This window comes from Methylobacterium sp. BI1 (genome assembly GCF_056680125.1).
The window spans coordinates 4,962,391-4,975,739 of sequence record NZ_CM155267.1 but is presented as its reverse complement, the minus strand read 5'-3'; the positions used below and the strand labels follow the sequence as shown (position 1 = coordinate 4,975,739).

Below are 13,349 nucleotides of genomic sequence, written 5' to 3'. Positions count from 1 at the left end.
GCGCGCGCGAAAACGCACCGGCGGCCGTCCCGCGCGTTAGGGAGGGAGCCGACCCCGCAGCGACACCCGCCACGAGACCCGCCATGAACAGCAGCGCCACCCCCGACAACGACCACGAGCCCGCCACCGTCAACGTCTCGGAGCCCTGGACCCTGGCCTACTGGGCCCGCCGCTTCGAGGTGCCGCGCGAGGAGGTCGAGGCCGCCGTCGCCGCGGTCGGCCACGAGCCCGCGCAGGTCGCCGCCCGCCTCGGCCGGCCCTGGCCCTTCGAGGGCAGCGGGATCGTCTGAGGCGCGCGCTTCAGCGTCGCCCGGTGGAGCCGAACCCGCCGGTGCCCCGCGCCCCGGCCGTCCCGGCCGGCTCTGCCGCGTCCGAGGCGGCGCGAATCGTCAGCGTCGGACGGGTCACGCGGGTGAAGACGAGCTGGGCGATGCGGTCGCCCGGCTCGATGCGCAGGCCGGCCCCGCCGGGATTGCGGTTCCAGGCCGAGATCATCAGCGGCCCCTCGTAATCGGCGTCGATCACGCCGGTGCCGTTGCCGAGGACGAGGCCCTCGCGATGGCCGAGCCCGGAGCGCGGGAAGACGAGGCCGCACCAGCCCGGGTCGCGGATGGCCAGGCTGAAGCCCGCCGGGATCAGGGCCGGTGGTCCCTGGGGCGGCAGATCCAGGCCCGCGTCGAGGCAGGCATGCAGGTCGAGGCCCGCGGCAGCGGCCGAGCCCCAGCGCGGGAAGCCCCAGCCGGAGAGGCGGGCGTCGAGGAGGCGGATCTCGACGGCGAGGTCGGGGCTCACGCCGTCCGGGCCGCGATGGCGTCGGCCAGGGCCACGGTCCGGGTCGCCTCGGCGGCGTGCAGGCGCTCCACCATCTTGCCGTCGAGGCCGATGACGCCGCGGTTGCGGTTCTCCGGCTCGGCGAAGGCGGCGAGGATGCGCCGGGCCCAGGCGATCTCGGCCGCGTCGGGCCCGAAGGCGGCGTTGGCCGGGACGATCTGGTCGGGGTGGATCAGCATCTTGCCGTCGAAGCCGCAGTCGCGGCCCTGGGCGCACTCGGCCGCGAAGCCCTCCGCATCGCGGAAATCGTTGTAGATGCCGTCGATCACGTCGATCTCGTAGGCGCGGGCGGCCGCGATCACGCCCATCAGCCAGGGCATCAGGGCGGGCCGGCCCGGCACGCCGAGTCGCAGCCGGCTGGCCTTGGCGAGATCGTTCGGCCCCACCATCAGGCAGGCGAGGCGGGTGTCGACGTCCCGGGCCGAGCTGGCGATCTCGGCGAGGTGCAGGATCGCCATCGGGCTCTCGATCATCGCCCAGGTCCGGGTCCGGTCCGGGGCGCCGAGGCGGCGCAGGCGCGAGCCCACCGCCACCAGGGCATCGGCCCCCGTCACCTTCGGCACCACGATCGCGTCCGGCCCGGCCGGCGCGATGGCGGCGAGGTCGTCCTCGCCGTAGGGCGTGTCGAGGGCGTTGATCCGCACCACCACCTCGCGCGGGCCGAAGCCGCCCTCGGACACGGCGCGGGCCACCGCCGCCCGCGTCTCGGCGCGGGTCTCGGGCGCCACGCCGTCCTCGAGGTCGATCATCACCACGTCGGTGGGGAGGGTGCGGGCCTTCACGAGGAGGCGGGGATTCGAGCCCGGCATGGCCAGGACGCTGCGGCGCGGGCGGATCTCGGTCATGGCGCATCCCTTGAGGCACGGTCGGGGATCGGGCGCCGCACATCCGCACCCGTCGGCGCGCCGTTCCGGTCGAGACCTCGACCGGCAGCGACTCGCCCTCGGACCCGGCGATAGCCCCCCGCGAATCCCGATTCAAGGCGGCGATGCGGGCCGATCGCCGGCCCGTCATCCCCGGAAAAACCGCGTCGGCCGATGCCGGTCCGCCCGCGCGACGGGCGTGTGTCATCGAACTGTCGCGCAATCGTCATACCGCCTTGGTCCAACCGACCGTATGGCGCGGTGCACAACGGCTCACGGGCACCGCACGTAGGCCGATGCGCGCTCCTCAAGGAGACCACAAATGAAATTTACGACCCTCGCCGCCCTCGCGGGCCTCGGCCTCGCCACCCTCGCCCCCACCCAGGCGGCCGAGATCACCGGTGCCGGTGCGACCTTCCCGTTCCCGGTCTACTCGAAGTGGGCCGAAGCCTATCGCAAGGAGAGCGGCCTCGGGCTGAACTACCAGTCCATCGGCTCGGGCGGCGGCATCAAGCAGATCCAGGCCAAGACCGTCGATTTCGGCGCCACCGACGCGCCGCTGAAGGGCCCCGCCCTGGAGAAGGACGGCCTCGTCCAGTTCCCGACCGTCATGGGCGGCGTGGTCACGGTGGTGAACATCCCCGGCATCGAGCCGGGCCAGCTGAAGCTCACCGGCGAGGTCATCGCCGAGATCTACGCCGGCAAGATCGCCAAGTGGTCGGACGCCAAGATCGCCAAGCTGAACGAGGGGCTGAAGCTCCCCGAGGCCAACATCACCCCGGTCTACCGTTCGGATGCCTCGGGCACGACCAACATCTTCACCACCTATCTCTCCCAGGTCTCCGAGCCCTGGAAGAAGGAGTACGGTGCGGCCACCACGATCAGCTGGCCGGTGGGCCAGGGCGGCAAGGGCAACGAGGGCGTCACCGCCACCGTCAAACAGGTCCCGAACGCCATCGGCTACGTCGAGTCGGCCTACGCCAAGCAGAACAAGCTGAGCTACGCCCTGATCCAGAACAAGGCCGGCAAGTTCCCGCAGCCCGACGACAAGGCCTTTCAGGCCGCGGCCGCCAGCGCCGACTGGAAAGCCGCCCCCGGCTTCGGCATCTCGCTGACCAACGAGGCCGGCGAGGGCGCCTGGCCGATCACCGCCGCCACCTTCATCCTGGTCCACAAGGACCCGGCCGACGCGGCCCGCACCGCCGAGGTGCTGAAGTTCTTCGACTGGGCCTACAAGAACGGCGACAAGCTCGCCACCGAGCTCGACTACGTGCCGCTGCCCGACACCGTCGTCAGCCAGATCCACGACGCGTGGAAGGAGATCAAGGGCAAGGACGGCAAGCCCGTCTTCGGCATGTGAGCGGCGGCCGCGCGGGCTCCGGCCCGCGTGCCCTGACCGTGACAGACGGGCCCGGCGTCGCGACGCCGGGCTCCCCCTTCGCCACGCCCTACCGCCACCCCCCTGTCAACGATCCGGTGATCCCCCCTCGCGCCGACGACCGGCGCAGGGTAGGACGCCGCCCGGTGAAGAGAAGACACTCGGATGGCCGCCTTGACTGATCAGATCGCCCTGACGCGGGACCGCGCCTCGGCCCGCAAGACGCCCGGCGGCCTCGGCGACAGCCTGTTCCGCGCGGCCTCCTACGGGGCGGCGTTCCTGGTGCTCCTGGTCCTCGCCGGCATCCTGGCCTCCATCGCGTACGGAGCCTGGCCGGCCTTCCAGGAATTCGGCTTCGGCTTCATCACCTCCAGCGTCTGGAATATCGGGCAGGAGCAGTATGGCGGCCTCGTGGCCATCGTGGGGACCCTGACCTCGGCGGTCCTGGCCCTGCTGATCGGCGTGCCGCTCTCGCTGGGCATCGCCGTCTACCTGACGCAGCTCTGCCCCGGCTGGGCCCGCAAGCCCGTCTCGATGACCATCGAGCTCCTCGCCTCGGTGCCGAGCATCATCTACGGCATGTGGGGCCTGTTCGTGTTCGCCCCGCTCTTCGCCCGCTTCGTGCAGGTGCCGGTGTCGAACCTGGTCGAGGGCATGCCGATCGTCGGCACCCTATTCTACGCCCGCGTCCCCTCGGGCGTCGGCATCCTCACCGCCGGCATCATCCTGGCCATCATGATCGTGCCCTTCGTGGCCTCGATCACCCGCGACATGCTCGATCAGATCCCGACCGTCCTGCGGGAGAGCGCCTACGGCATCGGCTGCACCACCTGGGAGGTGGTGCGCTACGTGCTGGTCCCCCAGGCCTCGGTCTCCATCATCGGCGCCATCATGCTGGGCCTCGGCCGGGCCCTGGGCGAGACCATGGCGGTGACCTTCGTCATCGGCAACGCCAACCGCCTCTCGGGCTCGGTCTTCGACCCGGGCTCCACCATCGCGTCCCGCATCGCCAACGAGTTCAACGAGGCCGACGGCCTGCAGCTGAACTCCCTGATGGCGCTCGGCTGCATCCTCTTCGTCATCACCTTCTTCGTCCTGATCATCGCGCGCATCCTCACCCGCCGCGCGAAGGTCGCCTGAGGCCAGCCTCACCGAGTCGTCAGGAGCCGCATCATGGACGCCGCGAACCCCCTCGCCACCACCGCCGCCCCGGCCCGGGTCAGCCGGGTCCGCCCCGGCCGCCGGATCGCCGACAAGACCCTGATCCTGGCCAGCACGATCGCCACGCTGGTGGGGATCGTCGTGCTCGGCTCGATCCTGTTCATGCTGGTGATCGAGGGCATCAAGGGCTTCTCGCCGACCCTGTTCACCGCCCCGACGCCGGGTCCCGGCTCCGAGGGCGGCGGCATCGCCAACGCGATCCTCGGCAGCCTGGTGATGACCCTCCTGGCCATCCTGGTGGCGACGCCCGTCGGCGTGATGGCGGGGACCTTCCTGGCCGAGTACGGCCGCAACTCGAAGATCGCCGACGTCATCCGCTTCCTCAACGACATCCTGCTCTCGGCGCCCTCGATCCTCATCGGCCTGTTCGTCTACACGCTGATGGTCCGGCCCATGGGCTCCTACTCGGGCTGGGCCGGCGCGGTGGCGCTTGCCATCATCGCGACGCCGGTGATCGTGCGCACCACCGAGGACATGCTGCGCCTCGTGCCCTCGACCCTGCGCGAGGCCGGCGCGGCGCTGGGCGCGCCGCCCTCCATCGTCATCAAGAGCATCACCTGGCGCGGCGCCAGCGCCGGCATCGTCACCGGCATCATCCTGGCGCTGGCCCGCATCGCCGGCGAGACGGCGCCGCTGCTCTTCACCGCGCTCAACAACAACAGCTGGTTCGCGCCCAACCTGATGGGGGGCGTGCCGAACCTGCCGGTGATGATCTACCAGTTCGCCCTCTCGCCCTATCCGAACTGGCAGCAGCTCGCCTGGGCCGGCGCCCTCCTCATCACCGTCACGATCCTCGCCCTCTCGATCGTGGCCCGCTTCGTCATCAAGACCGAGCGGTCGCGCTGACCACCGGCGCGCCGCCTGTCCCCGCTCTTTCGACCGATAGGATCTTGAACCGATGAACGCCGCCCCCGGGATCACGTCCGCGCAGCTCACCGGACGCCACAAGGCTGACGAGTCCTCACCGGTCCGCATCGCCGTCAAGGACCTGAACTTCTACTACGGCAGCTTCCACGGCCTGAAGTCGGTCAACCTCAACTTCCACGACCGCCAGGTCACGGCGCTGATCGGACCGTCGGGCTGCGGGAAGTCCACCCTGCTGCGCACCTTCAACCGGATCTACAGCCTGTATCCGGACCAGCGCGCGGAAGGGGAGATCCTCCTCGACGGCCAGAACGTGCTGGATTCCAAGGTCGACCTCAACGAGCTGCGCTCGCGCATCGGCATGGTGTTCCAGAAGCCGACCCCGTTCCCGATGTCGATCTACGACAACGTCGCCTTCGGCCTGCGCCTCTACGAGAAGCTGCCCAAGGCCGACCTCGACATGCGCGTCGAGGAATCCCTGCGCAAGGCCGCCCTCTGGGACGAGGTGAAGGACAAGCTCAAGCAGTCCGGCATGGGTCTCTCGGGCGGCCAGCAGCAGCGCCTCTGCATCGCCCGCACGGTGGCCCAGCGCCCCGAGGTGATCCTGTTCGACGAGCCGACCTCGGCCCTCGACCCGATCTCCACCGGCCGCATCGAGGAGCTGATCGAGCAGCTGCGTTCAGAATTCACCATCGTCATCGTCACGCACAACATGCAGCAGGCGGCCCGCATCTCGCAGTTCACCGCGTTCATGTATCTCGGCGAGCTGGTGGAATTCGGCCCCACGACGCGCATCTTCATGAATCCGGAGAAGCGCCAGACGCAGGACTACATCACTGGCCGCTTCGGCTGATCCTCCGTCGGCCGATCCCGGCCCGCGCCCCCCATCACCGCCAGGGCGGGCCCCGGACAGTCGGGCCCGATCGAGGAGCGAGACCCATGCCCGACCACATCGTCAAATCCTACGACACGGACCTCGAGGACCTGCGCCGCTCGATCTCCGAGATGGGCGGCATCGCCGAGAAGATGATGACCGAGGCCGGCGAGGCCCTGGTGCGCCGGGACTCGGCCCTGGCCCAGGCCGTGATCGCCGCCGACGCCCGCCTCGACACCCTCCAGCGCGAGATCGAGGAGCGGGCGATCCTGCTCATCGCCCGGCGCCAGCCCCTGGCGATCGACCTGCGCGAGACCGTGACGGCGATCCGCGTCTCGAACGATCTGGAGCGCATCGGCGACCTCGCCAAGAACGTCGCCAAGCGCGTCGTGGCGATCGCCGACCAGATCCAGCCGCAGAAGATCGTCATCGGCGTCCAGCACATGAGCGACCTGGTGCAGGAGCAGCTTAAGGACGTGCTCGACGCCTATGCCAGCCGCGACACCAAGGCGGCCCTCGACGTCTGGGAGCGCGACGACGCCATCGACGCCCTCTACAATTCCCTGTTCCGCGAGCTCCTGACCTACATGATGGAGGATCCGCGCAACATCTCGTTCTGCACGCACCTCCTGTTCGTGGCCAAGAACATCGAGCGCATCGGCGACCACACCACCAACATCGCCGAGACGATCCACTACCTCGTCACCGGCGAGAACCTCCTGGCCGAGCGCGAGCGCCCGAAGAACGACGCCTCCAACTACGCCACCGTGGACATGCCCGGCGCGGCCTGACCCCGTGCCGGACTGATCGAAAGCGCACGATGAGTACGCGTATCCTGATCGTCGAGGACGAGGAGGCCCTGACCCTCCTCCTCCGCTACAACCTCGAGGCCGAGGGGTTCGTCGTCGACTCGGCCGCCCGCGGCGACGAGGCGGACCTGCGCCTGCAGGAACAGGTGCCCGACCTCGTCCTGCTCGACTGGATGCTGCCGGCCCTGTCGGGGATCGAGCTCTGCCGCCGCATCCGCGCCCGGCGCGAGACCGAGCGGCTGCCGGTGATCATGCTCACGGCGCGGGGCGAGGAGGGCGACCGCATCCGCGGCCTCGGCACGGGGGCGGACGACTACATCGTCAAGCCGTTCTCGGTGCCCGAGCTCCTCGCCCGGGTCCGCGCCCTGCTGCGCCGGGCCAAGCCCGCCCACGTCGCCAACCTGCTGGTGGCCGGCGACATCGAGCTCGACCGGGTCAGCCACCGCATCCGCCGGGAGGGCCGCGAGATCCATCTCGGGCCGACCGAGTTCAAGCTCCTCGAGTTCCTGATGCAGAGCCCCGGCCGGGTGTTCTCCCGCGAGCAGCTCCTCGACGGCGTCTGGGGCCACGACGTCTACATCGACGAGCGCACCGTCGACGTCCATGTCGGGCGCCTGCGCAAGGCCCTGAACCGCCCGCGCCAGAGCGACCCGATCCGCACGGTGCGCGGCTCGGGCTACTCCTTCGACGAGATGTTCGAAGCAGAGGCCGAGTAGCCGACCCCGAGGTGGGCCGGCGCGGCGAACCGTCGAGCCCGCCGCCTTACGCGAAGATCATGGTGTCGGTGGGCACGTGGACGGTGAAGGCCTTGCCCTCGTCGACCCAGCCCGGACCGGCGGCGCCGTGGTTGATGCCGTTGGCCTCCTCGGCACTGCCGGCGAAGTGATGCTGGCCGGTCTGGGTGTTGTAGAAGCGCTCCAGGGTCAGGCCGCCGGGGGCGCCCGCATCCGCGTAGGCCTCGAAGGCCACGCCCTCGTACTTGTAGGTCGGCGCGGTCTTCAGGACCTGGTCCCGCTCGGCGACGCTCGTCGTGAAGAAGTGGGCGTTCGAGGCCGTGTCGAAGAACCGGAACACGTCCACGGTGTCGGCGCCCTTGGCCGGGGCCGCCCAGGGGGTGCCCTCGTAGGTGAACCACGGCAGCGTCTTCTCGATCTGCAGCTTCTCGGCCGTGTTCGTGGTGTAGAAGTGATCCCCCGTGTGGGTGTCGTAGAACCGGTAGACCGCCGTGGCGTCGGCCTGCACGACGGGCGCTGCCGGTACGGCCGCCGCGGCGACCACCGGCGCGGACGGGGCGGGGGGCGCGCCGTACAGGGCCTGGATCCCCGCGATGTCGCCGGCCGCGAGGGTCTTGATGCCGGTGTTGAGGATGGCGTTCATCACCTCGGGCTTGGTGTTGTAGTGATCGAGGCCGAGGGCGTGGCCGATCTCGTGCAGCGCCACCAGGGAGAGGTCGACGTTCTGGGTGCTGACCACGCGCCCGCCGGAGACGGCGTGCCAGCCCTCGCCGCTGTCGAAGGTCACCGCCACCGACTGCATGCGCTGGCCGCTATAGGAATAGTTGGCGTAGCCCAGGGTGTTGCCGAGCCCGTCGATCCCCCCGAGGGTGAAGTCGATCTGGGCGCTGGCCGTGGCGGCCACCTGCTGGAACGCGATGTTGGCGGCGGCCGCCCAGGTGGCGAAGGCCGCCTGGATGAGGCTGACGAAGCCCGTGGGAATCGTGCTGTCGACGGCCCAGGTGACGGTACCGCCGCCCGTGCCCGCCGCGCCCGTGCCCCAGCGCGGACCTTCCAGCGCATAATCCCCCATCGACCGCCCTCCCGTCCGTTCGGGCCAGGGTCGGCGGGGGAGGTTACGAAATCCTTACCGCGCCGGCCGTCGCCCGCCCGGACGGCGCGCCCTCAGACGATGCTGCGCACCACGCCGCCATCGACGCGCAGGGCCGCCCCGCTGGTGGCGCTGGCGGCCGGGCTGCAGATGTAGGCGACCATGCTGGCCACCTCCTCGACGGTGGCGAGGCGGCCGATCAGCGAGGTCGGGCGGTGCTCGGCCACGAAGGCCCGGCCGGCGGCGTCGAGGTCGACCGCGCCCCCGGCTCCGCCGTCCTGCCCCTGCGCCATGCTCTTCATGAAGTCGGCGACCCCCTCCGACAGGGTCGGCCCCGGCAGCACGCTGTTCACGGTGACGCCGCTGCCCGACACGGTCTCGGCGAGCCCCCGGGCGACGGCGAGCTGGGCGGTCTTCGTCATCCCGTAATGGACCATTTCCACCGGGATGTTCACGCCGGACTCGCTGGAGATGAAGACCACCCGGCCCCAGCCGCGCTCGACCATGCCGGGGGTGTAGGCCCGCGCCAGGCGCACGCCGCTCATCACGTTGGTGTCGAAGAACCGGTGCCAGTCCTCGTCGGGGATCTCGAAGAACGGCTTCGGCTCGAAGATGCCGGTGTTGTTCACCAGGATGTCGATGTCCGGCAGGCCGGAGACCACGCGGGCCGCCCCGTCCGGGCTGGCGACGTCGCCGGGCGCCCCGATGAAGCCGGCATGGCCGGTCTCGCGCTTCAGGCGCTCGACGGCGTCGCGGACGCGGTCCTGCGTCCGCCCGTTGATCGCCACGTTGGCCCCGAGCTCGCCCAGGGCCTTGGCGATGGCGTAGCCGATGCCGCTGGTGGAGCCGCTGACGAGGGCGCGCTTGCCGGTCAGGTCGAGGTTCATGGGATCGTCCTTCGGTGAGGCGGTGCCCGGGTCAACGCGCAGGTCGGCCGCTGGTGCGATCGCGGGGGATGCGTCAGGCGCGGGGCTGGCGCCGCAGGACGCTGGTCACCGCCCCGAGGCTCGCCAGCCCGACGGCGCACCACAGGGTCGCGGTCACCGGCCCGGACGGCGGGCCGCCCTGGTGCAGGCCGAAGATCACCGCCACCAGGGCCGCGCCGAAGGATTGCCCGGTGAGGCGGGCGGTGGATTGCATCCCGCTCGCCCCGCCGCTGCGGTCCCGCGGGGCGCTGGTGATGATGACCTTGTTGTTGGGCGACTGGAACAACCCGAAGCCGAGGCCGCACAGGGTCAGGCGCCAGGCGATGTCGGGATGCGACGCGCCCGCCGGGAGCAGCGCCGTCGCCGTCAGGCCGGTGGCCATCAGGGCGAGGCCGAGGCCGCCGAGAAGGCCCGGGGCGTAGCGGTCGGCGAGGCGCCCCGAGATCGGGGCCATCAGGGCGATGGCCAGGGGCCAGGGCGTCATCAGGAAGCCGGTCTGGGTCTCGGAGAGATGCAGCACGTCCTGGAAGTAGAAGGGCAGGGCGACGTAGGCCATCATCTGGGCCGCGAAGGAGGCGACGGAGCTCGCCATCGACAGGGCGAAGGCGGGGATCCGCAGGAGATCCACGGGCAGGAGCGGGCGCGCCAGCCGGGTCTGGGTCCAGACGAACACCGCGCCGATCGCCAGGGCCGCCCCGATCTCGGCCAGCGCCACGCCGCGGGTCGCCGGGTCGCCGAGGCCGTCGACCCCGATGATGAGCAGCCCGAAGGTCACGGCGTTGAGGAGGGCGCTGCGGATGTCGAAGCGCCCGCCGTTCCGCGGCGTCACCGGGAGGGTGCTGGCCCCCACCGTCAGGGCGATCAGCCCCACCGGCAGGTTGACGAGGAACAGCCAGGGCCAGGTCGCCACCGACAGGATGGCGGCCGCCACCGTCGGACCGGCGGCGGAGGCCATGGCCACCACCAGGGCGATGTTGCCGACCCCGCGGCCGATCATCCGCTGCGGGTAGATGAAGCGCACCAGGGCGGTGTTCACGCTCATGATGCCGGCGGCCCCGAGCCCCTGCGCGATCCGGGCGGCCACCAGGGCTTCGAAGCTGGGGGCGAAGGCGCAGGCGACGGAGGCGGCCGTGAACACGGCGAGGCCGGCGAGGTAGATCCGGCGATAGCCCAGGATGTCGCCCAGGGCGGCCAGGGGCAGCAGGGCGGCCGTCACGGCGATCTGGAAGCTGTTGGTCACGAAGATCGCCGCGGAGGGCGCGACCCCGAGATCCTTGGCCATCACCGGCAGGGCGACGTTGACGATGGCCCCGTCGAGCACCGCCATGGTCATGGCGAGGCCGATCGCGAGCAGCGCCAGCATGCGCTCGCGCACCGGAATGCCGTCCAGTCCGGGCTCGGGCGAGGTTGGGCGATCCCGGCTCTCGGCCGTATCCCGGCCCCGGGATACGGCCGCGCCCTGGCCAGCCTCGTCCTGTGCAAGCGTGTCCTGTGCAGGCGTGTCCTGTGCAGGCGTGTCCTGGGCAGGCGTGTCCTGGGCAGGCGTGTCCTGGGCAGGCGTGTCCTGGGCAGGCCTGTCCTGGGCAGCCTTGTCCTGGCCAGCCTTGTCCTGGGATGTCGTCCTGTCCTGGCAGGACGGTCGGCCGCGCGGATCCTGGCCGGGCACGTCGGTGGTCATGGCCGAGCCCTGGGACGCGGCGCCGGAAATCGCAAGGGCCGGGGAAACGCGGGGTGTTGTTTGTCACCGGGATCGCGCGACGCACGGTCGGAACCTGCGCTATGTCAGCCCCGTGCGTAAGACTGCGCGCCGTTGCCGGGAACCCACATGGACGCGCTCCTCAAACTCTCCGCCCTGGTGCTGGCCGCCCAGCTGGCCGTGGCGCCCGTCGCCGCCCAGCCGGCGGCCGACGACGCGGCGCCCCTCGGCATCGCCCTGGAGGGCTTCGCCTACCCCTATCCGGTCTTCTTCCTCGAGCGGATGCGCGACGGCGAGCGCCAGCGGCTGGCCTACATGGACGTGCCCGCGGCGGGGCAGGCCAACGGCCGGACGGTCCTGCTGCTGCACGGGCGCAATTTCCCGTCGAGCTACTGGCAGCCCGTGATCCAGGCGCTGACCCGCTCCGGCTACCGGGTTCTGGCTCCGGACCAGCTCGGCTTCGGCAAGTCGGCCAAGCCCGTGGGGCCCTACACCTTCGACGCCATGGCGGCCGACACCGTGGCGCTGCTCGACTCCCTCGGCCTGGCCCGGGTCGACGTGGTGGCCCATTCCATGGGCGGGATGCTGGCGGTGCGCCTGGCGCGCAACGCCCCGACCCGGGTCAACAGCCTCGTCCTCGAAGCGCCGATCGGCCTGGAGGATTACCGGTTCACGGTGCCGCCGGTCTCCGACGCCACCCTGCTGCGCCTGGAGGGGGATGCCACGGCGGAGTCCTACCGCCGCCAGCTGATGACGAACTACGCCCTGTCGCTCCCGGCCTCCGCCATCGAGCCCTTCGTCTCGCTGCGCGAGCGGGTGAAGGGCTCGGGCGAGTATCCCCGCTGGCTGCAGTCCTTCGTCAATTCCTACCAGGCGATCTGGGGACAGCCGGTGGTGCACGAGATCCCGCTGCTCCCGGTTCCAACCCTCTTCGTCATGGGCGAGAACGACCACAACGCCCCCGGCCGGTCCTTCGCGCCGGAAGCCCTCCGGGCCGGGATGGGGCGCAATGCCGAGCATGCGCGGACCCTGGCCGGCCAGATGCCGAGCGGCCGCGCCGTGGTGCTGCCGGGCATCGGCCACCTCGTCCACATGGAGGCCACCGACCAGTTCAACAGCCTGACGCTCGAATTCCTCGACGGTCACTGAGCGCCGGGCACCGCGACGGGAGACAGGACATGACGGTGAGCATGGATGTGGGCGTGATCGGCCTCGGCCGGATGGGCCGCGGCATGGCGGCGAGCCTGGTCCGGGCCGGGCACAGGGTCCGGGTCTGGAACCGCTCGCCGGGCGCGGCGGAGGGGCTGGCCGGGGTGACCCCGGTGGCGAGCGCCGCCGAGGCCTTCGCCGGCGATGCGGCGGTCACGATGCTGGCGGACGACGCGGCTCTGCGGGCGGTGATCGTCGAGGGCGGCCTCCTCGACGGCGCCGCGCGCCCCGGCCTGCACCTCTCGATGAGCACCATCTCGGTAGCCCTGGCGCAGGATCTCGCCGCCATCCACGCCCGCGCGGGCGTGCCCTACATCGGCGCCCCGGTCTTCGGACGCCCGGACGTCGCCGAGGCCGGCGCCCTGAACATCGTGGCGGCCGGCGACCCGGACGCGATCGCGCGGGCCCAGCCGCTCCTCGACGCCATGGGCGCCCGGACCTGGGGCTTCGGGCCCGAGCCGCACCGCGCCAACGCGGTGAAGCTCGCGGGCAACTTCATGCTGATCGCGGCGATCGAGGCGATGGGCGAGGCGGCGGCCCTGGCGGAGGGCCACGGCGTGACCGGGGCGGACCTCCTCGACCTCCTGACGAACACCCTGTTCGCCTCGCCGGTCTACAAGAACTACGGCGCGCTCATCGCGGCCCGGCGCTACGAGCCGCCGGGCTTCAACCTCAAGCTCGGCGCCAAGGATGTGGGCCTCGCCCTCTCCGCGGCCGGGGCGGCCGGGGTGCCGATGCCCTTCGCCAGCGTGCTGCGCGACAACCTCATCGAGGCGATGGGCCACGGCGACGCCGAGAAGGATCTCGCGGCCCTCGCCGAGGTGGCCCGCCGGCGGGGCCGGACGGCCTGAGGC

The 13,349-nt window shown here is 71.2% G+C and carries 14 protein-coding genes; 9 read left to right on the top strand and 5 right to left on the bottom strand.

Annotated elements, in window-relative coordinates; translation table 11 throughout:
• Positions 1–83: 83 nt before the first annotated feature.
• Positions 84–290 carry a DUF3606 domain-containing protein gene (locus AC1MGR_RS23595; RefSeq protein ID WP_480233154.1) on the top strand — a complete coding sequence of 69 codons (207 nt, stop codon included), beginning with the start codon at positions 84–86 and terminating at the stop codon, positions 288–290.
• Between the two features lie 10 nt (positions 291–300).
• Here the strand turns inward: AC1MGR_RS23595 and dut are convergent, their stop codons facing one another.
• On the bottom strand, positions 301–792 hold the full coding sequence (gene dut, locus AC1MGR_RS23590) for a dUTP diphosphatase (RefSeq protein WP_480233153.1): 492 nt from the start codon (positions 790–792) through the stop codon (positions 301–303).
• Positions 789–1,676, bottom strand: a complete 888-nt coding sequence (locus AC1MGR_RS23585) for an HpcH/HpaI aldolase/citrate lyase family protein (protein WP_480233152.1) — start codon at positions 1,674–1,676, stop codon at positions 789–791. The genes dut and AC1MGR_RS23585 overlap by 4 nt, the downstream gene beginning before the upstream one ends.
• Before the next feature lie 340 nt (positions 1,677–2,016).
• Between AC1MGR_RS23585 and pstS the strand changes: the two genes are divergently transcribed.
• From pstS to phoB, 6 genes are all read left to right on the top strand, one after another.
• Positions 2,017–3,054 (top strand): phosphate ABC transporter substrate-binding protein PstS, encoded by a 1,038-nt coding sequence (pstS, locus tag AC1MGR_RS23580; RefSeq protein WP_480233151.1) that lies wholly within the window; start codon positions 2,017–2,019, stop codon positions 3,052–3,054.
• A gap of 183 nt (positions 3,055–3,237) precedes the next feature.
• Positions 3,238–4,212, top strand: coding sequence for a phosphate ABC transporter permease subunit PstC (gene pstC / locus AC1MGR_RS23575; RefSeq protein ID WP_108035299.1), 975 nt, complete (start codon positions 3,238–3,240; stop codon positions 4,210–4,212).
• Positions 4,213–4,245: 33 nt separating this feature from the next.
• Positions 4,246–5,139 carry a phosphate ABC transporter permease PstA gene (gene pstA / locus AC1MGR_RS23570; RefSeq protein WP_480233150.1) on the top strand — a complete coding sequence of 298 codons (894 nt, stop codon included), beginning with the start codon at positions 4,246–4,248 and terminating at the stop codon, positions 5,137–5,139.
• Positions 5,140–5,191: 52 nt separating this feature from the next.
• Positions 5,192–6,010 carry a phosphate ABC transporter ATP-binding protein PstB gene (gene pstB / locus AC1MGR_RS23565; RefSeq protein WP_108035297.1) on the top strand — a complete coding sequence of 273 codons (819 nt, stop codon included), beginning with the start codon at positions 5,192–5,194 and terminating at the stop codon, positions 6,008–6,010.
• An 86-nt stretch (positions 6,011–6,096) separates the two neighbouring features.
• A complete protein-coding gene (gene phoU / locus AC1MGR_RS23560; protein ID WP_108035296.1) occupies positions 6,097–6,822 on the top strand; it encodes a phosphate signaling complex protein PhoU in 726 nt (241 codons plus the stop codon).
• A 29-nt stretch (positions 6,823–6,851) separates the two neighbouring features.
• Positions 6,852–7,556: a phosphate regulon transcriptional regulator PhoB gene (phoB, locus tag AC1MGR_RS23555; RefSeq protein WP_108035295.1), complete on the top strand. Its 705-nt coding sequence runs from the start codon at positions 6,852–6,854 to the stop codon at positions 7,554–7,556.
• Between the two features lie 46 nt (positions 7,557–7,602).
• Here the strand turns inward: phoB and AC1MGR_RS23550 are convergent, their stop codons facing one another.
• From AC1MGR_RS23550 to AC1MGR_RS23540, 3 genes are all read right to left on the bottom strand, one after another.
• Positions 7,603–8,646 carry a matrixin family metalloprotease gene (locus tag AC1MGR_RS23550; RefSeq protein ID WP_480233149.1) on the bottom strand — a complete coding sequence of 348 codons (1,044 nt, stop codon included), beginning with the start codon at positions 8,644–8,646 and terminating at the stop codon, positions 7,603–7,605.
• Positions 8,647–8,738: 92 nt separating this feature from the next.
• Complete coding sequence (locus AC1MGR_RS23545; RefSeq protein ID WP_108035293.1) at positions 8,739–9,551, bottom strand: SDR family oxidoreductase; 813 nt, start codon at positions 9,549–9,551, stop codon at positions 8,739–8,741.
• 73 nt (positions 9,552–9,624) lie between these two features.
• Entirely contained in the window at positions 9,625–10,953 is a 1,329-nt protein-coding gene (locus tag AC1MGR_RS23540; protein ID WP_480234882.1) for an MFS transporter, read from the bottom strand.
• Positions 10,954–11,415: 462 nt separating this feature from the next.
• Between AC1MGR_RS23540 and AC1MGR_RS23535 the strand changes: the two genes are divergently transcribed.
• Both AC1MGR_RS23535 and AC1MGR_RS23530 read left to right on the top strand, forming a co-directional pair.
• On the top strand, positions 11,416–12,435 hold the full coding sequence (locus AC1MGR_RS23535; protein ID WP_480233148.1) for an alpha/beta fold hydrolase: 1,020 nt from the start codon (positions 11,416–11,418) through the stop codon (positions 12,433–12,435).
• A gap of 41 nt (positions 12,436–12,476) precedes the next feature.
• A complete protein-coding gene (locus AC1MGR_RS23530; RefSeq protein ID WP_480234881.1) occupies positions 12,477–13,346 on the top strand; it encodes an NAD(P)-dependent oxidoreductase in 870 nt (289 codons plus the stop codon).
• Positions 13,347–13,349 lie beyond the last annotated feature (3 nt).

What these genes read in the sequence shown, in the direction of transcription:
- phoU (WP_108035296.1), top strand. Translation starts at nt 6,097, where the DNA reads ATGCCCGACCACATCGTCAAATCCTACGACACGGACCTCGAGGACCTG.
- pstC (WP_108035299.1), top strand. Translation starts at nt 3,238, where the DNA reads ATGGCCGCCTTGACTGATCAGATCGCCCTGACGCGGGACCGCGCCTCG.
- pstB (WP_108035297.1), top strand. Translation starts at nt 5,192, where the DNA reads ATGAACGCCGCCCCCGGGATCACGTCCGCGCAGCTCACCGGACGCCAC.
- AC1MGR_RS23535 (WP_480233148.1), top strand. Translation starts at nt 11,416, where the DNA reads ATGGACGCGCTCCTCAAACTCTCCGCCCTGGTGCTGGCCGCCCAGCTG.
- AC1MGR_RS23545 (WP_108035293.1), bottom strand. Translation starts at nt 9,551, where the DNA reads ATGAACCTCGACCTGACCGGCAAGCGCGCCCTCGTCAGCGGCTCCACC.
- pstA (WP_480233150.1), top strand. Translation starts at nt 4,246, where the DNA reads ATGGACGCCGCGAACCCCCTCGCCACCACCGCCGCCCCGGCCCGGGTC.
- AC1MGR_RS23585 (WP_480233152.1), bottom strand. Translation starts at nt 1,676, where the DNA reads ATGACCGAGATCCGCCCGCGCCGCAGCGTCCTGGCCATGCCGGGCTCG.
- phoB (WP_108035295.1), top strand. Translation starts at nt 6,852, where the DNA reads ATGAGTACGCGTATCCTGATCGTCGAGGACGAGGAGGCCCTGACCCTC.
- AC1MGR_RS23540 (WP_480234882.1), bottom strand. Translation starts at nt 10,953, where the DNA reads ATGCTGGCGCTGCTCGCGATCGGCCTCGCCATGACCATGGCGGTGCTC.
- AC1MGR_RS23530 (WP_480234881.1), top strand. Translation starts at nt 12,477, where the DNA reads ATGGATGTGGGCGTGATCGGCCTCGGCCGGATGGGCCGCGGCATGGCG.
- AC1MGR_RS23595 (WP_480233154.1), top strand. Translation starts at nt 84, where the DNA reads ATGAACAGCAGCGCCACCCCCGACAACGACCACGAGCCCGCCACCGTC.
- pstS (WP_480233151.1), top strand. Translation starts at nt 2,017, where the DNA reads ATGAAATTTACGACCCTCGCCGCCCTCGCGGGCCTCGGCCTCGCCACC.
- AC1MGR_RS23550 (WP_480233149.1), bottom strand. Translation starts at nt 8,646, where the DNA reads ATGGGGGATTATGCGCTGGAAGGTCCGCGCTGGGGCACGGGCGCGGCG.